Genomic DNA, 21,644 nt, shown 5'->3' with positions numbered 1-21,644 from the left:
GGTGTCTGGGCGTTTTTTTTAGGCTATGGCTACTTGATTATCTGTTATATAATTTATATTATGTTAAATAGAGATTTTAAAGACCTCCTCGGCCCACGTAGAAATGAAGTAAAAATTTCAAACCTCTCCTCAAAACACCCAGAAATGAACTGCCTTCCACACAAAAAAAGCTTTTGCATTTGCAATTAAAATCAAATTGCGTAACATGCATGCGTATAAACGATGAGCTGAGTAAATTTACGTCAGCAAAAGCTCCTCTAACACTTTACGCCACGTGACAGCCAGCAGCATCGGGCGCCTATTAGGCCCCGCCTTTTTTCTATTTTTTCTCTGGTCCGGAATTCCTGCCGAGCTCAGCACGGAAGCACGTGCCATGCTGGGCATCACACTCTGGATGGCCACCTGGTGGATGACCGAAGCCGTCCCTATTCCAGCTACCGCCTTACTGCCGCTCTTGCTTTTTCCGCTACTGGGGATCAGCAGCATCAGCACCACAGCCGTTCCCTATGCACATCCTATGGTACTGCTCTACATGGGTGGGTTTATGTTGGCCGTGAGCATCGAAAAATGGAATTTGCATAAGCGCCTGGCCATACATGTGATCCTGCTGCTTGGCAACCATCTCCGGGGCATCCTGCTCGGATTTATGTGCGCCACCGCCTTCCTCTCCATGTGGATTTCGAATACGGCCACCTCCCTTATGATGCTCCCCATCGGACTTGCTGTCACCCAGCAGCTGGATGGGGCTAACAGCAGCAGTCGGCCTTCGCCTACCGGCAAAGCCCTCATGCTGGGCATCGCCTACAGCGCCTCCATCGGTGGACTGGCCACCCTGATTGGTACCCCAACGAACATCACCCTCTCGGCGATGATCCAACAGTTTTATGGCATTTCCATCGGATTTAGCCAATGGATGCGCTTTGGCTTACCCGTTTCCCTACTGCTGCTGGCCATCTGCTGGTACTACCTCGCCTATCATGCCTTTTCCTTCCCAAAGGCTCCGGGACTGCAAGAAGCACGCGCCGAAGTCAGCCAGCAACTTACCGCCCTTGGCCCCATCCGGAAGCCAGAAGTGCGCGTTGCCCTCGTTTTTGGCCTCGTGAGCATGGCCTGGATGTTTCGGAGCCAGCTCCAAACTTTTATTCCTGCATTAGACGACACTCTCATCGCCCTAGGAGGTGTTTTACTTTTGTTTATTTTGCCTGCAGGCGAGAAAAATCGACCTCGGGTCCAGCTTTTAGATTGGAAAACAGCTGAAAACATCCCTTGGGGTATCTTGCTGCTTTTTGGAGGTGGCTTGGCCCTAGCTGATGGTTTTCAGGCAACTGGCCTAGCCGAAGCGATCGGGCTGCGCTTTGCTCTGCTGGAAACACTGCCTTACTTGCTTTTCCTGCTCTGTATCGTCTTCGTCGTTAATTTTTTGACCGAAATCACCTCTAATGTCGCCACAGCCTCTGTTTTGCTCCCTATTTTAGCTGCCGTATCCCTACAAGTGGGCATGCACCCCTACGGCCTCATGGTAGGTGCCACTTTAGCGGCCTCCTGCGCGTTTATGCTGCCTGTCGCTACCCCTCCCAATGCCGTCGTTTTTGGGTCTGGCTACCTGGAAATTCGCGATATGTTGAAAACAGGCTTTCTCCTCAACTTGCTCTCTGTCCTGCTGATCAGCCTGCTCGTTTATCTGGTTTTGCCCTTGGTCTGGAACATCGACTTGCACCACTACCCTTTTTAACTAACTATTCAGGTAGCGCATCAACCTTCCATCCGAAAAGACTTGCAAGAAGCGGAAAATTGCTGGATGTTGGCAGGGATTTAATCCTAAAAACCATGCGAAAATGTATCTTGCTGTCACTGGCAGCCTGTTTGCTCTCCTTTTGGGCTCCGGCCCAAAGCTACTTTTTCCCTGAAGGTGAACGTTTTAGTTCCAACATCCAGTCCCCCGAGGAATTTCTGGGCTACCCCATAGGGGAATTCCATACTCGCTACGACCGGGTGCATGCCTATTTAGCGTATTTGGCGGAAGCTAGCCCCTATGCGCACTTGGAAATCATCGGCTATACACATGAAAGGCGGCCTCAACTGGTGCTTTATGTGTCCGAAAACACGGATCCTGCTCACGTAGAGCAAATCCGACAGCAACATTTAGAACTCACCCGCCCGGGCCAAGCGCTGCCTGATGTAAGTAAGATGCCCGCGATCGTTAATTTAGCCTTTTCCGTTCATGGAAATGAGCCTTCTACGACTGAGGCCGCCCTTCTCAGCGCCTACTGGCTGGTGGCGGCGGAGGGTGAACTGGCACAGCGCGTGCGTCAAGAGGCTTTGGTCCTCATCGATCCCGCCATTAATCCTGACGGCAGAGACCGGCATAGTCACTGGGCCAACATGCACCGTGCCTTTCCACCTGTGTCAGATCCGCTAGATCGTGAGCACAATGAAGTCTGGCCGGGGGGACGCTCGAATCATTACTGGTTCGACCTAAACAGAGACTGGTTGCCGCTGACACAGGTGGAGCTACAGCAAAAAATGGCCTGGTACCACCGCTGGTACCCTAATGTGGTGGGCGATTTTCATGAGATGGGGACGAATAGTACCTATTTTTTCGAGCCCACCAAGCCCTTTAGCTCCGAAAATCCTGTGGTACCACGTAAAAATTATGAAGAAGTGACGCAGCGCTTTGTGCCTTATTTTGCCAAGAACTTGGATGCAATCGGCTCACTTTACTGGACGAAGGAGGTTTTTGACAATAGCTACCCGGGCTACGGTTCCACCTACCCTGATATTCAGGGAGGCCTCGGCCTAGTCTTCGAGCAGGGAAGCTCCCGCGGCCATGTGCAAGACTCACAGCGCGGCCCCATTACTTTTGCGTTTACGATTCGCAACCAATTTAGGACCGCGCTGGCGACCTTAGAAGCGGCCATCGAGTCGCGCGAATTCATGCATCGCTACCTGCGGGAATTTTTCGAGATGGCCGAACAAGAGGCGGCCTCCTCTCCTACCCGGGCCTATGTCTTCGGGGATCCTAACGATGCAAGTAAAAACCGATTATTCTTAAACCTTTTACTTGCACATAAGATACAGGTTATTGAAAATCAGTCGACTATAAATCAAGACGGGCAGCGCTATGAGGCAGGAAAATCTTGGCTAGTGCCCACCCGACAGCCTCAGTACCGCATGGTGCGCAGCATCTTTGAGCGTGTGACAGAATTTGCGGACTCGGTCTTTTACGATGCCTCGGCTTGGAGTATGGCCCTAGCGTATGACATGCCGCATGCAGGCTTACGCCAAAATCCGGGTGGTTCTCCCCTTACGGAGCTACCTGCAGCCTCCTTGCAGCAGCCCGATACCCGCCCTTCTGTGGGCTACCTCATCGCCTGGGAAGACTATTATGCCCCGAAACTGCTGCAGCGCTTGCAGCGTGCTGGTGTACATGTGGAAGCCAGTGGCGGTGCATTCACCTCGGAAACCCATCTGGGTGAGCGAAGCTTTGGGTCGGGAACGCTGCTCATCCCGCTGGCATTTCAGCAGTTGCCAGCCGAACAGGTGGAAGCCTTGGTTTTGCGCGAAGCGCAAAGCCTCTCTCAGCAGGTCTATGCTGTTTCCACTGGCCTTAGTAAGCAAGGAATCGATCTGGGCAGCAACCAGGTCAGCGCGATACGACAGCCAAGAGCCCTCATGCTCGTTGGTTCGGGTGTAACCTCTACGGAGGCGGGAGAAATATGGCATCTTCTAGATACACAGTTGGAGCTGCCGCTTACAAAAGTAGACGTGGAGCGTTTCAGTCGGGTTAATTTACACTCGTACAATACGCTGATTTTGGCCTCGGGCGATTACAGTGGAATCGGTGAGCGTGGCCTTAGCCATCTGAAAGACTGGCTCTCCCGGGGAGGAGTTCTGATCGCTATTAAAGGCGCTAATCAATGGTTGACACGTGCCGGCATCACCGCCTTAACAAGCTTGGAAGAGGTTCCGATGGCCCCACCCGCAAAGGGACTTGGTTTTGGAAACCGCCGTGATTATTACGGTGCCCAAAGCATCGGGGGAAGTATCTACGCCACGCGGTTGGATTTAAGTCATCCTCTGGCTTTTGGGTATACGCGAGAACGCCTGCCGGTATACCGAAACAGCAGCATTTTCTTTGCGCCCGTGGCGGATCCCTTCCAAAACCCCGTTCGCTATGAAGAGCTGCCACTACTCTCCGGCTATGTTTCGGAACGGAACTTGACTCAAATCCCCAAGGCGATGAGTGTTTCCGTGTCGAAGTTTGGTTCTGGAACGGTGGTGCACTTTATCGATAATCCTAATTTCCGAGGGACCTGGTTCGGTACCAACAGGCTTTTCTTTAATGCACTCTACTTTGGGGACCGCATGTAGGCCGCTCCCTTTTACGATCACTTCCTAATGTGCTGAATTCGCGCTATCTTGCAGCCTATTTAGTCCTGAAGGAAGTGATCGTACTTATTACCCCACCGTTTACACAGCTAAACACCCCTTATCCCGCCACGGCCTACATCAAAGGCTTTCTAAACACCCGGCAGATCCATTCTCATCAGTTTGATTTGGGCTTGGAGGTGATCTTAACGCTCTTTTCCCGAACAGGCCTGGAGCGACTCTTTCAGCTGTTGGAAGAGAAATATGAGAACTTGACCGAGGGTCAAAAGGCGATTGTTGACATGCAGGACGCATACATGCGGAGCATAGATCCGGTGATTCGTTTTCTTCAGCATGAAGATCCTACCTTAGGTTATGCCCTAGCCGCAGGAGATTTTTTGCCCCAAGGGCCTCGTTTTCAGCAGTTGGAAGAACTGGACTGGGCTTTCGGGCAGGTGGGAATTCAAGATAAGGCCCGGCATTTTGCCACCCTATTTTTAGAGGACCTCAGCGACCTGATCACCCAGGCTGTGGATCCCTATTTTGGCTTTAGCCGCTATGCGGAGCGCCTCAGCCGTTCGGCCAGCAGCTTTTCCGGCCTGTTGGACGCCTTACAAGCTGCTCCTACATTCATCGATCAACTGCTTTTTGAGCGATTAGCGCTACATGAACAGACGTTAGGCAATGCCACTTTAGTTTGTCTTTCCGTGCCTTTTCCGGGCAATTTATACAGTGCCCTGCGCATCGGGCAGTACTTGAAACGGCATTTTCCAACAGTAAAAGTAGCGATGGGGGGCGGCTATCCGAATACTGAATTGCGTAGGCTTTCGGATCCGCGTGTGTTCGACTTCCTCGATTATGTGACCTTAGACGATGGCGAGCGTCCTCTGCTGCAGATTTATGGGCATGCGTTAGGACAGGTGGAGCATGCACAATTAAAGCGTACTTTTTTGCAAAATGCGGAGGGGCAAGTGGAATTCATCGATTCTTCTGAGCAGCCGGACTTTCCCTTTACTGCATTAGGCACGCCTGACTACAGTGATTTACGGCTTCGGGATTACCTGGGCGTTATCGCATGGACCAACCCCATGCATCGGATGTGGAGCGATGGCCGCTGGAATAAACTGACCATGGCCCATGGCTGCTACTGGAAAAAATGTTCCTTTTGTGACATCAGTTTACCTTATATTCAGGATTATAGTCCATTGAGCGCCAGCCTTTTGGTGGATCGTATGGAGGAATTGATCACAGCCACGGGAACCACAGGCTTTCATTTTGTGGACGAGGCTGCGCCGCCTGCGCTGATGCGAGAGCTTGCTCTTGAAATTCTACGACGTGGACTCATCTGTACCTGGTGGACGAATATTCGCTTTGAATCTAGGTTCAGCTATGACCTCTGTCGTCTGCTGAAGGCGAGCGGCTGTATCGCCGTATCAGGAGGGCTGGAAGTGGCCTCCGACCGGCTCCTGGAGAAGATGCAAAAAGGGGTTACGGTGGCGCAGGTAGCGCGGGTGGCGCGCAACTTTACCGCCTCGGGAATTATGGTGCATGCCTACCTCATGTATGGATTTCCGACGCAAACGGCCCAAGAAACGGTCGATAGTTTAGAAATGGTGCGTCAGCTTTTCGGGCACGGTGTCCTTCAAAGTGGCTTTTGGCATCAGTTTGCGATGACAGCCCATGCGCCGGTTGGCTTGACGCCGGAGGATTTTGGAGTGGCAGAGGTGGGGCCTGTGTTTGCAGGATTTGCCGATAATGACCGTTTCCATGAGGATCCTAGTGGTGCAGCGCATGAGCGTTTTGGACCTGGCTTGAGTAAGGCCCTTTACAATTACATGCATGGTCATGGCCTAGACTTTCCGCTTTCTGACTGGTTTGACTTTAAGGTACCCCGAAGCAGCGTGTCACCGGAGTTTATCTACGATGCCTTGGAAAGTGAGGAAGATGAGGCAGAAATCAAGCCGAGCACGAAAATCGTTTATATCGGTCATCCTTTCCGACTGCGAACGCTTGAGCTGCCGAAAGGCCGTCGCCAAGCGCTGTATCGTGCCCAGTTGGGAAGCGGTCAGGTAGAACTTAATGGCAGCCCAGAACTTCGGGCGTTTATGGAGCAGGTAATGCCCCTTTGCGCCCCTGGCGCGGACAAAAAAAGTCTTAGCTGGAGCCGTTTTCAGGCTGCCTGTGTGGCGGCGGGGATTCAGGATTTCGATGCCTTCACAGAGTCAGAAGCTTGGATGGGGCTTTTGGAAGCAGGTCTCTTGCTGCTATAGCAGAAAAGCCCGTGCTGAAGCGGTTTTTGTCGCTTAAAATGGCCTGAAAATTGATAGGAAGTGGCGTGGAACTGGCGTTCATACGCTATATTTGTGTGTGCAAAAACTAAGCCTATAATTATGTTCTTGATTGACTACCCGTACGTATCCGATTTTCTAAAAAGCACGCTGGCTGGCAGTGAGACGCCAGTTATCAAAACACCTGTAGCAGAGGAAATTATGGAGGGCTATTCGCCCAAATGGATTTCGGTTTCCGAGGCGATAAAGCGCATGGAGCAGCCGGAGCGGCCGAAGCTATACACCAATTCTGAAAACACTATTTACTGGTTGCAGCAGTTTGCCGGCCATACCCCTATCCCCGAGAGTCTTTCCTTTTTTAAAGATAAACATCGTTTTCGAGGCTTGGTAAAAGCGGCTTTTCCAGATTATTTTTTCACACAAGTAGCCGAAGAAGAGTTAGATCATCTCGACGTGAGTCGTTTTCCTTTTCCTTTTATCATCAAGCCGGCCGTAGGCTTTTTCAGCTTAGGGGTCTTTAAGGTGGATAGCCCAGAACACTGGCAGGAGGTGCTTCCTGCTTTGCAGGCGCAGCTCTTAGCCACAAAGGACATGTATCCGGGCGAAGTCGTGAATACGCAAAAGTTTTTAATCGAATCGTATATTCGCGGGGAAGAGTATGCGATCGATTGTTATCTTGATTCAGCGGGTCAGCCGGTGATTTTAAATATCATGCACCACTGGTTTACCTCTGAGGCGGACGTTTCTGATCGCGTTTACTGTGCTTCTTTGGCGACTTGGAAGCGTCTACACGAGCCAGTTTTAGCGTTTTTGAAGGTCTTAGCACAAGTGACAGGCTTGAAAAATTTCCCTTTGCACCTTGAAGTGCGGCAGCAAGAAGATGGCCGCATCCTTCCCATCGAGGTGAATCCGATGCGCTTTGGTGGCTTTTGTACCACAGCAGATGTGGCTCATTTTGCTTTTGGGCTAAATGCCTATGAGGCGTTTATGCAGGAGCAGCGCCCCGATATAGAGGCGATGATGCAAGAGAAGCCAGACTCTCTTTTTGCTCTTGTCTTATTAGATAATACGAGTGGCATTCCTGCCGATGAAATCGCTGGGTTTAATTTTCCAGCATTGGAAAGGGATCTCACGGGTATTTTACATGTGCGTAAGCTGCCCTTTAGCACCTATGGCGTTTTCGGGTTTGTGTTTACCGAGACGCCGCTGGAGAAGCGCGAGGAGTTGGAGCAACTTCTCCACAGTGATCTAAGGAAGTATGTGGTGCGCAAAGATGCCGTCACCCGTCCGACACCCTGCTAAGCCCGTGACACTGCGCGCATGAGTTTTGAACCTGCTGAGATTTTTCTTGTCTGAACTCAAATAGGTGACTTCTGTCACCTATTTGAGTTGTGGAGATAAGATAAATTTGTGAAAAAATTAAAAAATACAGCTATGAGCGCAGATCCTAAAAATGAAGAAGAGCTAATCGTACGTGATTATTTGGCTCGCCAGCGAACCACAATGGCAAATGACCGTACCTTATTATCGTATATCCGAACAGCGCTGTATTTTCTGGTCAGCGGCACTGCCCTTATCGAGGTAAAAGCGCTCGATCACGTGAGTGACTTAGGCTACGTGGCTTTCGCGCTTTCTGTAGGGCTGCTGGCTTTAGGATTCTACAACTATTTCCGGGTCAAAAGAAAGTTAGAAAAGCACTACTACAAGCAGATGTAGGGTGGCCAATGTATGGAACATGAACAGTACACCCTTATTGGGTTTTTCCTCCTGGTTCTCGTATTGCTGGGAATCGATTTATTTGTTTTCAACAGGGAAGCCCATAAGGTCAGTACCCGAGAGGCATTAAACTGGTCCATCGTCTGGGTGGGCCTTGGCCTTCTTTTTGGACTTTACATCGCTTGGGACTACGGCAAAAGCTTCGCGTCCCAGTATTACACGGCCTTCTTAATCGAAAAGGCCTTGAGCGTGGATAACCTGTTCGTGTTTATTCTGATTTTCAAGTATTTTCAAGTGCCCGATAAGTATCAGCATAAGGTCCTCTTCTACGGCATTTTGGGGGCCATCATTTTCCGGGCCATCTTCATTTATTTTGGCGTAGCGCTCATCGAAATCACCTATTTGCCCACCTTTTCTGTAGGCGACCTATCGGTCAAAATCAACGTCGTCATGACCCTATTCGGCTTTTTCTTGCTCTATGCAGGCATTAAAAGTTGGAAATCTGACGAGGAAGAGGAAGAAAAGGATTTTTCTTCTTCCCTGGCGACGCGCTTGATTCATCGCCTCTTTCGCGTAGACCCCCGCTACCATGAGGGCCGTTTCTTCGTTCGCCTCGCAGATGGTAAGCGCTATGCGACACAGTTGCTCGTCGTCGTGGCGGTGGTTGAGTTCACCGACATTCTATTTGCGGTGGATTCCATTCCTGCGATCTTTGCGATTTCGAATGAACCGCTGATCCTCTACACGTCAAATATCTTTGCCATTTTAGGATTACGTGCCTTATATTTTCTTTTGGCCAATAGTTTTGATGCGTTCCATTATTTGCAGCATGGCTTGGCTTTAATTTTGGCATTTATAGGTACTAAAATGCTGCTTTCTGCCGTCTTTCACGTGCCAGCAACTTTCTCACTTTTGGTTGTATTTTCCATTCTCAGTATCAGTATCGCAGCTTCCTGGAAGCATTATCGGGACAAGCATGCCGCCTCTTAAAGCCCCCTTTTTCCAAAAGCATAGAGGCGAATCCTTTCTATAGTGCATGGACGCCTGTAAAAAAGTAGTATATTAGTAATTGAATCATGTTTCACCAACCCCCTATCTTTTGAAGTTAGCCGCCGTAGATATCGGATCGAATGCCATCCGTCTCCAGATCACAAACGTTACCCACCACGATGGACAAGCCACCTTTAAAAAATTAGAATACCTACGTTTCCCACTGCGTCTAGGTATGGATGTCTTTCACCATCAACGTATCTCGGAGAAAAATCGCCGCAAGTTTGTCAAGCTTATGAAGGCCTTTAAGCTCCTCATCGACCTCTATGAGGTAGACGATTATATGGTCTGTGCTACCTCAGCGATGCGAGAGTCTTTAAATGGCAAAGAAATCGCCGAGGAGGTCCGCGAAGACATCGGCCTAAAAATCAATATCATCGACGGAAACCGTGAGGCAGACTTAATCAATGTCGCCCTATGGTCCTACATCGATGAAAAACCTTACCTGCATGTAGATGTAGGCGGAGGCAGTACCGAGCTCAATATCTACCACAAAAAGCAGAAAATCGCTTCGAAGTCCTTTAAAATTGGCTCCGTGCGTGCGCTCGAGTCAAGCAATATCCCTCTTTCTGTCTGGAAAGGCATGCATGATTTTATTACCAAGCATGCCCCTCAGAAAGCAAACATCACCTGCATCGGAACAGGGGGAAATATCAACAAAATTTTCGAGATGAGTAAGCCCCGTAAAGGAAATCGCTACATTTCTAAGGACCGCATCATCGAAATTCAAACCTATTTAGAAGGTTTCTCCTACGAGGAACGTGTCAATAAGCTCAACTTAAACCCTGACCGCGCGGATGTGATCATCCCGGCCTCTAAGATTTATTTGGCCGCCATGACAGCTGCCACCTCGAAGCGGATGTTTGTCCCCGATGTAGGCTTAAAGGATGGGCTTATGAGTGTACTCTACGAGCGCAACAAAAAATAAGCCCTTCGCTCCTACCTCAAGTATCAGACGCACTCCCCTTGCGCAAATAGGGGTTTAACTTTCCTCTCAGTTAGGTTTCGGGCGAGGAGTCCAGCTTGTCTTGTACGCGGAAAATATGAAGCACTGCAGGAAAAATCGCTGCCATGGATTCTTTGGCGCCAGCCGTACTGCCCGGAATACTGAGCACCAGTGTACGCTCGAGCATCCCTGCTACCGAGTGACTAAACATGGCGTAGGGGGTGCGCTCCTGTCCATAGCGACGAATCGTCTCCTCGATGCCCGGAAGTGGGCGCTGCAGGAGCGGGCGAATCACCTGGGCGGCCATATCCTTCTGCGTGAAGCCGCTGCTGCCGATAACGATCACCATCCGCCGACCTGCCTGCACGGCTGCCAGCAATTCCTTTTCCAAGGCCTCTGCTGATTCCGGAAGCACCTGATACGCTTTTATCTGCACATTTTTGGCCTGAAGCGCCTGGCGAACCACTTGCCCCGCTTCATCCGATTTTTTTCCATTTAGCACATCCTCCGCACAGAAAAACACCGCCGCATCTACCTTATAGTCTTGCGCCAAAGTAGCATAGTCGGTTTTACCACCTGTTTTTTTCAATAAGCGGATAGACGAGATTTCCACCCCTTTATCGATTGGCTTGAGCATATCATACATGGTAAGCGCCACAACCGAGGCGGCGTGCATCGCCTCCACCTCCACCCCTGTCTTGTAGATGGTATGGATTTCCATTTCGATGCGCACTTCCAGGCCTTCGATGCTGTAACGAACGGTAGCGAACTCGATAGGCAGTGGATGGCAGTCTGGGATCATGTCTGCGGTCCGCTTCGCGGCAAAAAGTCCTGCTACTTTAGCCATTTCCAGGACGTCCCCCTTAGGTACGCGCCGCTCTTGAATCGCCTGGATCGTCTCCGCACGGCTTACCAGCACCACTGCCTGTGCGATGGCTTTACGTAGGGTGGTGGTTTTATGGGTGATATCTACCATTTTATTCGGTTTTTTTCTGTATATGCGTTTAGTTGGAGCCACTGCTCCACAGTATTTACATTTAGAAACTCGGCTGCCTGATAGCGTGGATCCCCGCTTACCTCCACCGTTAAGGCTTCCACCTCCTGGAGCAGGGGCATCAGCGCCAGGCGCTCTGCATCCAATGCACGTTTTACAGTAGGCAGTATTTGTTGTGCATAAAAGCCTACTGTCGGGCAGGGCCTTCCTGCTATTTGCAAGACCACAACAGGTGCAGAGCGCTGCAGGTGGTGCAGATACAGGAGCTCCAGGGCCCAAAACGGAAGCAGGGGCATATCACAGCTCAGCAGAAAGAGAAATGGAGCCCTGCTCGTCTGAAGGGCCACTTCTAAGCCAGCAAGCGGACCTTTATTGGGGCGATTTTCAGCGATACAGGGGATATCAAGTACCTGGTGTGCGGCATGTCTGCTAAGTAAATAGGTAGCAAAACCATGCTGCCGGAAACGTGCATCCAGCCAGTACCAAAAGGGTCTTCCCTGAAGTTCCATGCTGGCCTTATCTTGTCCCATGCGCGTGCTTTGGCCTCCGGCCAAAATGTATAGAGGAAAGGCATTTATTGCTTGCATACTTTCAACTGGTACTGCTTCGGGGTGAGGCCGATCTGGCTTTTAAACGTTTTTATAAAGTACGACGTATTCGAGTAGCCCAGTGCGAAACAGGCATCTGCCACGCTCATTTCGGGGTTCTTTAGCATCTCGCGTGCTACCCGTATCCGCTGTTCGTGCAGGTACTGCAGCGGTGTGGTGCCAAATTGCGTTTTGAAGGCTCGAAAGAAAGTGGGAACACTCATGTGCACCATATCGGCTAACTTTTCGATGTCTAGCTCTTCTTGATAATGCTGGCGCAAATAATCGCCCGCTTGGCTTACATGCCCCTGAGGAGCTGGAGCTGGCACCAATGGGAGCGTTTTATTTGCCCTATTTTGGGCTACCAGCAGACGAGCGAACTGCTTCATGGCGAGTTCCAAGATAGCTCCCGGTCCATCCATAGGCCTGTCTTTATAGAAGTAATGAACGATACGCGCCAGAATCTCCTGGGTGTCTTTTTGATCGGCATGAAGAATAAAATCTACAAGCTCCAAAAACTCTTCCTGTATATATTTAGTATGCGCCTGAGCCTGCATCTCGGGAACCCCCACGTAAAACATGCCGATCAACTGGTCTTCTTGGATGATCGGATTATAAGCAGTCAGGTACCAATCATTCACGACAAAGGCAGAGCCCCGGTAGTTTTCATGCCGGAGGATGGATGCTGCTACGGGGGAGCGGTTCGGGATGTAGTAGTTCACCGCCCGGCTGCCATCGCTGTTTAAGATATTCGTTGCGATACGTAAGAATCCCTCTGGGATGCGCTGGAATATGGTCACCGTATTCTCCGTAACCTCCTTGATGGTGTCGACCAGCTCAGTATTAAAATGTACTTGTTGTCCTTGAATTTCCCAGGGATGTATCTGTGCCTTATGCTCTTCGAGGGTAATTTGATTGATGGCAGGTACGGTAAGCGTGTGCGACTTGACCACTTGAATCGCTCCTCTCGCATAAAACAGCTCCTCTGCTTTCTCCATGGCCTGCTCCACATGCTGCAGTCTACTTTTATTTTCTGCCTTCAGACTTTGATAGTATTCGGTAAGAATAGTATCCACATGCGTAGTCCTTATTTCCATGTTTTTTTTTGATTAAACTCGCTTCTGGCGCTAGAGTTTGTAAGGATTAAAAAAAGGATGTACCAAAGATACATCCTTTTCTATGTCCAAAATAGGGTAAAGCTAAGTTTTTCGTCTTCACTGAAAGATCGCAAGGGTTTTCAGAAAGACCTGTCCTACGCCCCACAGTAAAGGGATGCTGACAAAACCCCAGGCTAGGGCGATCAGAATAGGAGATGTTTTTGACTGCTGTTCAGAGTTGCTCATGATTTCGCGGTTTGAAGGTTTTTAGTAGAGGTGCTGCCTGCAGGGCTTTCTTGCATGTGGTATTTGGCATCTACAGGTTTAACCATAAGATTCGCCAGCATTCCGATAACGAGTAGTCCTGCCATAATGTACATGGTAAAGGAGTAAGCTTGCGCTGCAGGTAGGCCCACCGTTTCGATTTGGTAGGCACGAAGATAATTGATAAGGCTAGGGCCAAAGACAGCAGCCAGTGACCAGGCTAGGAGTAGTCGTCCGTGGATGGCTCCGACTTCAAAGGTGCCGAACATGTCTCGTAAGTAGGCAGGGATCGTGGCAAAACCACCTCCGTACATGCTGATGATGATGCAAAAGGCAACAATAAAAGGTACTGCAGAGCCTAGGTTACCGAGTGAAGGAATCACGAAGTAAAGGACGGCACCTAGCAAAAAAAAGATGGTATAGGTATTTTTTCTACCGATCTTATCGGAAATAGAGCTCCAGAAGAAGCGCCCCCCCATGTTGAAAAGCGATAGTAAGCCCACGAAGCCCGCAGCGGCGGCGGCACCGATGGCTTTATCACCCACAGAGTCCGTTGAAAAGAGTTCTTGGATCATGACTGAAGCCTGGCCCAAGACACCGATACCTGCCGTTACATTTAGCATAAGTACGACGAACAACAGATAAAACTGGGGCGTTTTAATGGCCACATCCGCTTCGACGTTATTCTTTGTAATCATTTTGTTTGTAGTCGCGGGAGGCGTATAGTTTTCCGGTTTCCAATCCTTTGCGGGAACCCGCACCATAAACACGCCAAAGAGCATGAAGATAAAATAGATGAGGCCCATGGTCAAAAAGGTTTCCGCCACGCCGGTGCTACTGCTGGAAGCAAAGAAGTCCATCAAACTAACGGATAAGGGGGAGGCGACCATAGCTCCGCCACCAAAACCCATGATAGCCATCCCTGTGGCTAGCCCAGGTCTGTCAGGAAACCATTTGATGAGAGTCGATACAGGTGAAATATAGCCGAGACCCAGGCCAATACCTCCCAGGACACCGTGTCCCAGATACACTAGCCAAATATTATGAATGGATACGCCAAAAGAAGCAATTAAAAAACCACCTGCGAAACAAAGTGCTGCTGCAAACATGGCTTTGCGGGGACCCGCTTTTTCCAGCCATTTCCCAAAAATCGCCGCGCTGGCACCTAAAGTAAAGAGGGCAATACTAAAAATCCAACCCAAAGTGGTGAGTTGCCAATCTCCCTCTGCAGGGGCATCGATACCGATAATACGCGTCATCGGTTCGTTAAACACGCTGTAGGCGTAAATCTGTCCAATACAGAGGTGGATGGCTAGCGCGGCTGGCGGAACGAGCCATCGGCTATATCCGGGTTTGGCAATACTTCTCTCCCGGTCGAGAAAACTAAGAAATCCCATAGGTTTATTGTTTTTAGCGTAAGAAATTCAGTTTACAGGGTATGCATCTGTCTGTTTTGTAGCTTTTGTCACTATGCAAGTAACTCATTTAGCATGCAAAAAAATACCTGATAGATGTCAACATTTTCTGTAAATCCGATATTTATGAGGGATTAAAGTCGTAGGTAAAGGTATAATTTTACAATTACCTACATGTGTTTTATGCGCATGTGCAGTAAATTTATTTGCATGACCCAAAATAGCTTACATCAACATACGGTTTATCGTGTTACAGCGGAAGGCAGCCAATCCATGGCAGATTTAGTCGCTGTGGAGGAGCCTTTGGAAATCCGATTAGGCTATGGTGAACTTCCCTTTCGGGAGGAAATGGCTTTAGCCGTGACCATGCGCACTCCTGGCGAGGATGCTGCGCTGGCAGTAGGGTTTCTTTTTTCAGAAGGGCTGATACAGCAGCCGAGTGACTTACTTTCTGTGAAACACTGTACGCGTGTAAAAAAACCCGAACAATATGGCAATGTGCTTCGAGTGGAACTGGCGCCAGAGCTGCCGATGGATCCTACTCGCTTTCAGCGCAATTTCTACACCAGCTCCAGCTGTGGGGTCTGCGGCAAAAGCTCTATAGAGGCTGTGGAGCAGCAGTGTTCTTTCATTCCCATAGGATCGCAGCGCATCTCATCGCACCTGATAGTAAGCCTGCCCGAGCGGCTTCGGGCGGCACAGCCCAATTTTTCGGCCAGTGGTGGCATTCATGCTGCGGGCTTGTTTCAGGCAGACGGTACCTGTATAGCCGTTCATGAGGATGTGGGCCGCCATAATGCAGTAGATAAAGTAATCGGTGCTCGTTTTTTGGCAGGTGCATGTCCACAGGAAGCGTTGCTCCTACAAGTGAGTGGTAGGGCCAGTTTTGAGCTTGTCCAAAAAGCGGGCCGAGCGGGCATCGTTTTGCTTTCCGCTGTGGGGGCGCCGAGTAGCTTAGCAGTGCAGCTGGCCGAGGCAACAGGCATCACGCTTGTCGGTTTTAATAAAGCAGGCAGATTCAATATTTACAGCCATCCGGAACGGGTGCAGGAGCTAGTCGCGACCCATAATCAGGAAGATATTAAAGGATAAATCAACTATAGTATATGGCAGTTACTGAAAAAAACATACCCGCGGCCCAGCCGCCTGAAAAATTTGAGAAAATACGACTAGAAAAGCCCAGCACGTCTGCAGCAGGCTTTATGGGTGTGAAGGTGGCCATCGAGCATGTAGTCAGTGAGATGGGCGTGGGCGGTTTAGCTACCATGTTTAAGCTCAACCAAAAAAACGGCTTCGACTGTCCGGGTTGTGCCTGGCCGGATCCTGATGAAAAGCGCTCATTTTTAGCCGAATACTGCGAAAATGGGGCGAAGGCTGTTGCTGAAGAAGCCACCCTCAAGCGTGCCGACCCTGCTTTTTTTAAAAAGCACAGTGTGCATGCACTCACGCAGTGGACGGATTATGAGCTGGGTAAATCCGGTCGTATCACCCATCCGATGATTTTGCGCCCTGGCGCAAGTCATTACGAACCGATCAACTGGGAGGAGGCTTTCCAGCTGATAGCGGACAAGTTAAAAAGTCTTCCATCGCCGGATAGAGCCATTTTTTACACTTCTGGACGTGCTTCGAACGAGGCAGCTTTCCTGTATCAACTCATGATTCGTATGTATGGGACGAATAACATGCCGGATTGCTCGAACATGTGCCATGAATCCAGTGGCTATGCGCTAAGCACGACGGTGGGCATCGGGAAAGGATCTGTCACCTTAGATGATTTTCAACATGCCGAAGTCATTTTGATCGCGGGTCAAAACCCGGGAACGAACCATCCCCGTATGCTTTCTGCGCTGGAGGAGGCAAAAGCCAAAGGCATTAAGATCGTCTCTATCAATCCGCTACCTGAAGCGGGCCTGATGAACTTTAAGAACCCGCAGGGCATTAGCATGATCACGGGCGCCCCACTGACGGATATTTTCCTTCAGGTACGCATTAACGGCGACGTATCCTTATTCAAAGCCTTGCTTAAGTTGATGTGGGACAAGGAGCAGCAACTACCGGGAAGTGTGTTCGACCATGATTTCATACGTGAAAAAACAGAAGGTTTTGAGGCCTTAAATGCGGACATTGCTACCTATGACGCAGAAGCTTTAGCGGCAGATAGTGGTGTTCCTTTTCATTTGGTGCAGGAAACGGCTGAGCTGCTTTGCAGCAAAAAGAAAATCATAGCTTGCTGGGCGATGGGCCTGACACAGCACAAAAACAGTGTCGATAACATCCGCGAGCTAGTCAATATCCTGTTGATAAAAGGAAGTATTGGCAAAAAAGGCGCGGGCACCTGCCCTGTACGAGGGCATAGCAATGTGCAGGGAGATCGTACCATGGGGATTTGGGAGAAGCCAAAGCCAGAGTTTCTGGATAGTCTACAGCGTGTATTCGGTTTCGAGCCACCACGTGCACACGGACACGATACAGTGAGCGCGATTGAAGCCATGTATGCTGGAGAAGCGGATGTGTTTTTTGGCCTGGGCGGCAATTTCCTTTCCGCCACGCCAGACACCAACTATACCGCAAAGGCCCTTATGAACTGTGACCTTACGGTGCATGTGTCTACCAAACCGAATAGAAGTCACCTGATCCATGGAAAAACTGCTCTTATACTTCCTTGTTTGGGACGTTCTGAAGAGGACATACAGGCTTCTGGGGCTCAGTTTGTAACTGTAGAAAACTCTATGGGGGTAGTGCACATGTCCCGTGGCGACAGAAAACCAGCTTCGACGGCCCTGCTGAGTGAGCCTGCCATCGTGGCTGGGCTTGCGAAAAAGCTTTTGGGCAGCGAAAAAGTGGACTGGGATAAGATGGCACAAAATTACGATAACATCCGCGATGCTATAGAAGCGGTTATTCCAGGATTTGACTCCTACAATCAGCGGGTTCGTAAGCCGGGCGGTTTCTATTTGCCGAATGGCTCGCGCACAGGAGATTTTACGACGCCGGATTGTAAGGCACATTTCACCATTAACAAGGCGCAAAAGCTTCAAATAGCGGATGATCAGTACCTGATGATGACGGTTCGTAGCCATGATCAGTTTAATACGACCATTTATGGATTGAATGATCGCTACCGTGGGGTGAATAATGAAAGAAGGGTTATCTTTATGAATCCTAAAGACATGGAGAAGGCTGGGCTGCAGACAAAAGATGTGGTGAATTTGATTGGGCATTACGAGGACGAAAAGCGCTTTGCGTATAAGTTTTTAGTCATTCCCTTCGATATTCCAGAGCGCTGCACAGCTACTTACTTCCCAGAAACGAATGTGCTGGTACCTATTCGCAGTAAAGCAGACCATAGCCATACCCCGACCTCGAAGTTAGTTGTCATTTCGATCGAAAAAGCAAAAAGTTAAGATGAACACCTTATACGACAATCACGGACGACCGATTAGTTACCTGCGCCTATCTGTTACAGATCGCTGTAATCTGCGCTGTTTTTACTGTATGCCTGCAGAGGGAGTTCCGTATGTACCCAAAAAATCGCTTCTCAGCTATGAGGAAATGTTGCGAGTTTGTCGTGTATTAGCGGATAATGGCGTTAGCAAAGTACGCATTACGGGTGGCGAGCCCTTTGTCCGAAAGGGGCTCGTTTCTTTTTTATATCAACTAACCGCATTAAAAGGGATAGAAGCCGTAAACATCACCACGAATGGCGTGCTGACGGCTCCTTACATCGCTGAGCTGAAGGCGATGGGCATAAAAAGCGTGAACTTGAGCCTAGACACCTTAGACCCAGACCGCTTCTATGCCATAACACGGCGCAATAAATTTCATGCTGTCATGGACTGCTTGGAAAAACTTTTAGCTGCGGGTATAGAAACAAAAATCAACACAGTGGTGATGGATGGCCAAAACATAGCAGATATCCTGCCGCTTGTAGCTCTAGCACAAGACAATCCTATCTCCGTCCGCTTTATCGAAGAAATGCCTTTTAATGGCGAAGGGCAGCATTATTCGGTGTTGAACTGGACGCACAAGAAAATTCTACAACATATTCAAGAAGTCTACCCTCAGCTCAAGCGCTTACCGACTGCATCCGGAGCAACTTCTACCAATTATGAAATTTCTGGATTCAAGGGAAATTTTGGCATTATTGCAGCCTTCAGCAGAACCTTCTGTGGGAGCTGTAACCGCATTCGTATGACTGCTCAGGGCGACCTAAAAACCTGCCTGTATGGAGACCCTGTACTACAGCTCAGAGACCTTCTGCGCTCAGGAGCTACAGATGAAACAATTCTGCAAGCACTACGTCACGTTTTTCAGCAGCGGGCACGCGATGGTTTTGAAGCTGAAAAAATGCGTAGTAGCGGTGTTGTCACGGAATCCATGTCAACGATTGGAGGTTAGGTCTAGTCGCCTCGATCGGTGTCCACAGGCGAAAAAGCGTAGCTACAAGTCTGCGCGAAAATCCTACGCCGAAGCTCGATTCTTTTTTATCACACGTATGGTAACCTCGAACTGTAACTCGCTGCCTTCTTCACAATAAAAAGTCTGGCGCATTCGTGAATACTTTATTTCCAAGCCAATATCGCGTAGTTGTTCTAAAATCGTGTATAATTTAGAACGGCTTATTCCTAAGCGCGAGGCAAGCATATCCGGAGTTCCTGTATTTTCTTGTTGTAGAAGTTGATTGAGGAATTTAATGCGTTCGATTTGGAGAAAAAGTTCCATAGGTACTGGGGGTAATCGGTTCAAGCGGCCTGCAGGAACACAGCTTGTTTGCGAATCATTTCATAGTAGACACCTTGAAGAGAGATCAGTTGCCGGTGATTTCCTTTTTCCACCACCCTTCCGGCTGCTAAAACAAAGATTTCGTCGTATGGCTGCACTGCTGCGAGGCGATGTGTAATGCAAAGAATAGTTTTGCCCTGCTGGGCTAAGTCAAGCAGGCACTGTTGGATGATACGCTCCGAATGCGCATCCAAGGCCGCTGTGGCTTCATCCAAAATGACAATTTCTGGATTTCGATAGAGCGCTCGAGCCAAGGCTATCCGTTGCTTTTGTCCACCAGAAAGTGTAGCGCCATGCTCGCCAACATGCGTCGCCAGGCCCTGAGGAAGGGTGTCAATAAAGCTATCCATTCCCAGGCGTGAACATAGCTCCAAGACACGCTCCACATCTGGCGAATAATCACCTAGTGCGATGTTACTTAATAAATCCCCAGCAAATAAGGTCACATCCTGAGGCACCACAGCGATACGTTCGCGTAAGCTTTCTGGCGTTAGGTAGCGCAACTCATGCCCCCCGAACCAAATTTTTCCTTTCTCCAGGGGATAAATCCCTTGTAATAGCGCCATCAGGGTACTTTTTCCAGAGCCGCTCTCTCCCACCAGTGCGCTGATTTTACCAGCCTGAAATTCGGCCGAAAAGTCAGTGAAGACAGGCGCTTTGGCCCCATAGCGAAAGTGTACCTGCTCAAACCGGATAGACCGAATCGGCTCAGCCGGTAAACCATAGCAAACACTTTCCACTTCTTTTTCCTCTTCGGTCAGCTCCATGATTTCAAAAAGGCGATCAGCCGCAATCCAGGCATTCTGAATCGTCTTGTTCATGCCTACCAAAGCACTAATCGGCCCCGTCAGATAACCACTCAAGGCATAGAATGACATCAGTTCACCCGGACTCAGGGCTTGTTGCAACACATACCCTGCGCCCACCCACATGATCAATAAAGCAAATGCACGTGACACAAACTCAGAGCTAGTGCCTGTAAAAAAGCTTACCATTCCAGAGCGATACACACTTCGAAGCAAATCTGTAAAGCGTGTTTCCATTTTCATGCTCACAAATTCCTCGGCGCCAAAGCGTTTAATCGTACCTATACCGTTAAGAGACTCAACAAGATGGGCATCTAACTCCGCGCCATCTTCCATAAGCTTCCGTTCCGTTTTCTTGTTGAGCTTATTGGTGATCACATAGAGCAAGGCATATATGGGAATAATCGCTAGCAGGATAAGTGCTAGTTTCCAATAAAAAAGCAGCATGAGTGCAAAGGAAAAAAGAACAACACAAACGTTGACAACCAATCCGATAAGTGTGTCATTGATGAAGAGCCGAATTTTAACCGCATCATTGATACGTGATACGATTTCACCTACACGCATGGAGTCAAAAAAGCTTTGCGGTAGCCGCAGCACATGCTTGTAATAGCCCAAGATCAGCCGGGCATCAATCTTTTGGCCTACCTTGAAGACGAATAGATTTTTTAAAAACCCAATGCCCATTTGGAAAAGTAAGATCAAGAGCATGGCACAGGAAAGTAGATGGAGTAAGCCCACATTTCCTCCTACAAATACAGTATCTACTAATTTTTGGACGTACAGCGAAGAGGCTAGGCCCAGCACGGTATAAAGAATCGCTCCGACCAGCGCTTGTAAAAGCACGGAGCGGTGCGGGCGCAAAAGGTATCCAAAGCGCTGCCAAATGGAGATTGTATGATCGCCTGCCTGGAAGTCGGCATGCGGCATTATAAGGAGAAGCACACCCGTCCATTTTTCTAGGAATGCTTCCAGCCCTTCGACATGCATGCGCCCATCTGCCGGATCCATATACTGTACCTTCTCTTTGGCCAGGCGGTACAGGACGACGAAGTGCAGGAGACCACTTTTCAGCTGCACATGTGCAATCGCGGGATAATTGATCTCCTGCAGTGCCGCTGCGTTTCCGCGTACTCCTTTAGCAGAAAAGCCCATTTTCTCGGCTGCCTGTAACATGCCCATCACGCTGGTTCCCTTTGTATTGGTTGCCGCCATTTGCCGGATCTTGGCCACCGAAAGCTTCAACTTATAATGCGCTGCGACGGAAGCCAGGCAAGCCGCTCCGCAGTCAGTAATGTCTCTTTGCTTGATCTCTTTTCGTATCATCGTTT

The 21,644-nt window shown here is 49.4% G+C and carries 17 protein-coding genes; 10 read left to right on the top strand and 7 right to left on the bottom strand.

Translation table 11 applies throughout. From position 1 onward, the window contains the following. Positions 1–274 precede the first annotated feature (274 nt). From ACXIT9_RS13860 to ACXIT9_RS13830, 7 genes are all read left to right on the top strand, one after another. Positions 275–1,732, top strand: a complete 1,458-nt coding sequence (locus ACXIT9_RS13860) for an SLC13 family permease (protein ID WP_458056839.1) — start codon at positions 275–277, stop codon at positions 1,730–1,732. 95 nt (positions 1,733–1,827) lie between these two features. After that, positions 1,828–4,371: a M14 family zinc carboxypeptidase gene (locus ACXIT9_RS13855; RefSeq protein ID WP_458056838.1), complete on the top strand. Its 2,544-nt coding sequence runs from the start codon at positions 1,828–1,830 to the stop codon at positions 4,369–4,371. A gap of 29 nt (positions 4,372–4,400) precedes the next feature. Further along, on the top strand, positions 4,401–6,638 hold the full coding sequence (locus ACXIT9_RS13850; protein WP_458056837.1) for a B12-binding domain-containing radical SAM protein: 2,238 nt from the start codon (positions 4,401–4,403) through the stop codon (positions 6,636–6,638). A gap of 120 nt (positions 6,639–6,758) precedes the next feature. Then, positions 6,759–7,958 (top strand): ATP-grasp domain-containing protein, encoded by a 1,200-nt coding sequence (locus tag ACXIT9_RS13845; protein WP_458056836.1) that lies wholly within the window; start codon positions 6,759–6,761, stop codon positions 7,956–7,958. Between the two features lie 132 nt (positions 7,959–8,090). Next, positions 8,091–8,372 carry a YidH family protein gene (locus ACXIT9_RS13840; protein ID WP_458056835.1) on the top strand — a complete coding sequence of 94 codons (282 nt, stop codon included), beginning with the start codon at positions 8,091–8,093 and terminating at the stop codon, positions 8,370–8,372. 12 nt (positions 8,373–8,384) lie between these two features. Beyond that, positions 8,385–9,362: a TerC/Alx family metal homeostasis membrane protein gene (locus ACXIT9_RS13835; RefSeq protein WP_458056834.1), complete on the top strand. Its 978-nt coding sequence runs from the start codon at positions 8,385–8,387 to the stop codon at positions 9,360–9,362. A gap of 109 nt (positions 9,363–9,471) precedes the next feature. Next, complete coding sequence (locus tag ACXIT9_RS13830) at positions 9,472–10,350, top strand: Ppx/GppA phosphatase family protein (RefSeq protein WP_458056833.1); 879 nt, start codon at positions 9,472–9,474, stop codon at positions 10,348–10,350. A 70-nt stretch (positions 10,351–10,420) separates the two neighbouring features. Here ACXIT9_RS13830 and moaCB read toward each other — a convergent pair whose 3' ends face one another. The 5 genes from moaCB to ACXIT9_RS13805 all read right to left on the bottom strand — a co-directional run bounded on the left by moaCB (position 10,421) and on the right by ACXIT9_RS13805 (position 14,707). Further along, complete coding sequence (gene moaCB, locus ACXIT9_RS13825; RefSeq protein ID WP_458056832.1) at positions 10,421–11,344, bottom strand: bifunctional molybdenum cofactor biosynthesis protein MoaC/MoaB; 924 nt, start codon at positions 11,342–11,344, stop codon at positions 10,421–10,423. Next, complete coding sequence (gene mobA, locus ACXIT9_RS13820; protein WP_458056831.1) at positions 11,338–11,949, bottom strand: molybdenum cofactor guanylyltransferase; 612 nt, start codon at positions 11,947–11,949, stop codon at positions 11,338–11,340. The genes moaCB and mobA overlap by 7 nt, the downstream gene beginning before the upstream one ends. Then, on the bottom strand, positions 11,937–13,046 hold the full coding sequence (locus ACXIT9_RS13815; protein WP_458056830.1) for a Cache 3/Cache 2 fusion domain-containing protein: 1,110 nt from the start codon (positions 13,044–13,046) through the stop codon (positions 11,937–11,939). Before ACXIT9_RS13815 ends, mobA begins: the two co-directional genes overlap by 13 nt. 117 nt (positions 13,047–13,163) lie before the next feature. Beyond that, entirely contained in the window at positions 13,164–13,292 is a 129-nt protein-coding gene (locus ACXIT9_RS13810; protein ID WP_458056829.1) for an MFS transporter small subunit, read from the bottom strand. Further along, positions 13,289–14,707 (bottom strand): L-lactate MFS transporter, encoded by a 1,419-nt coding sequence (locus ACXIT9_RS13805; RefSeq protein WP_458056828.1) that lies wholly within the window; start codon positions 14,705–14,707, stop codon positions 13,289–13,291. The genes ACXIT9_RS13810 and ACXIT9_RS13805 overlap by 4 nt, the downstream gene beginning before the upstream one ends. Before the next feature lie 228 nt (positions 14,708–14,935). Between ACXIT9_RS13805 and fdhD the strand changes: the two genes are divergently transcribed. The 3 genes from fdhD to moaA are packed head-to-tail and all read left to right on the top strand — an operon-like array spanning position 14,936 to position 19,123. Beyond that, positions 14,936–15,817 carry a formate dehydrogenase accessory sulfurtransferase FdhD gene (gene fdhD, locus ACXIT9_RS13800; RefSeq protein WP_458056827.1) on the top strand — a complete coding sequence of 294 codons (882 nt, stop codon included), beginning with the start codon at positions 14,936–14,938 and terminating at the stop codon, positions 15,815–15,817. 14 nt (positions 15,818–15,831) lie between these two features. Next, positions 15,832–18,129, top strand: a complete 2,298-nt coding sequence (locus ACXIT9_RS13795; protein ID WP_458056826.1) for an FdhF/YdeP family oxidoreductase — start codon at positions 15,832–15,834, stop codon at positions 18,127–18,129. A gap of 1 nt (position 18,130) precedes the next feature. Continuing rightward, positions 18,131–19,123 (top strand): GTP 3',8-cyclase MoaA, encoded by a 993-nt coding sequence (moaA, locus tag ACXIT9_RS13790; protein WP_458056825.1) that lies wholly within the window; start codon positions 18,131–18,133, stop codon positions 19,121–19,123. Positions 19,124–19,186: 63 nt separating this feature from the next. Here moaA and ACXIT9_RS13785 read toward each other — a convergent pair whose 3' ends face one another. Together ACXIT9_RS13785 and ACXIT9_RS13780 are read right to left on the bottom strand one after the other, a co-directional pair. Continuing rightward, the gene (locus tag ACXIT9_RS13785) at positions 19,187–19,447 is read right to left on the bottom strand and encodes a DNA-binding protein (RefSeq protein ID WP_458056824.1); all 261 of its coding nucleotides are present in this window, start codon (positions 19,445–19,447) and stop codon (positions 19,187–19,189) included. Between the two features lie 20 nt (positions 19,448–19,467). Continuing rightward, positions 19,468–21,639: a peptidase domain-containing ABC transporter gene (locus ACXIT9_RS13780; RefSeq protein WP_458056823.1), complete on the bottom strand. Its 2,172-nt coding sequence runs from the start codon at positions 21,637–21,639 to the stop codon at positions 19,468–19,470. Between the last annotated feature and the right edge of the window lie 5 nt (positions 21,640–21,644).

Source organism: Nitritalea sp., assembly GCF_054166705.1.
The sequence above is the reverse complement of the archived record's forward strand: the minus strand, read 5'-3'. Positions and strand labels throughout refer to the sequence as shown.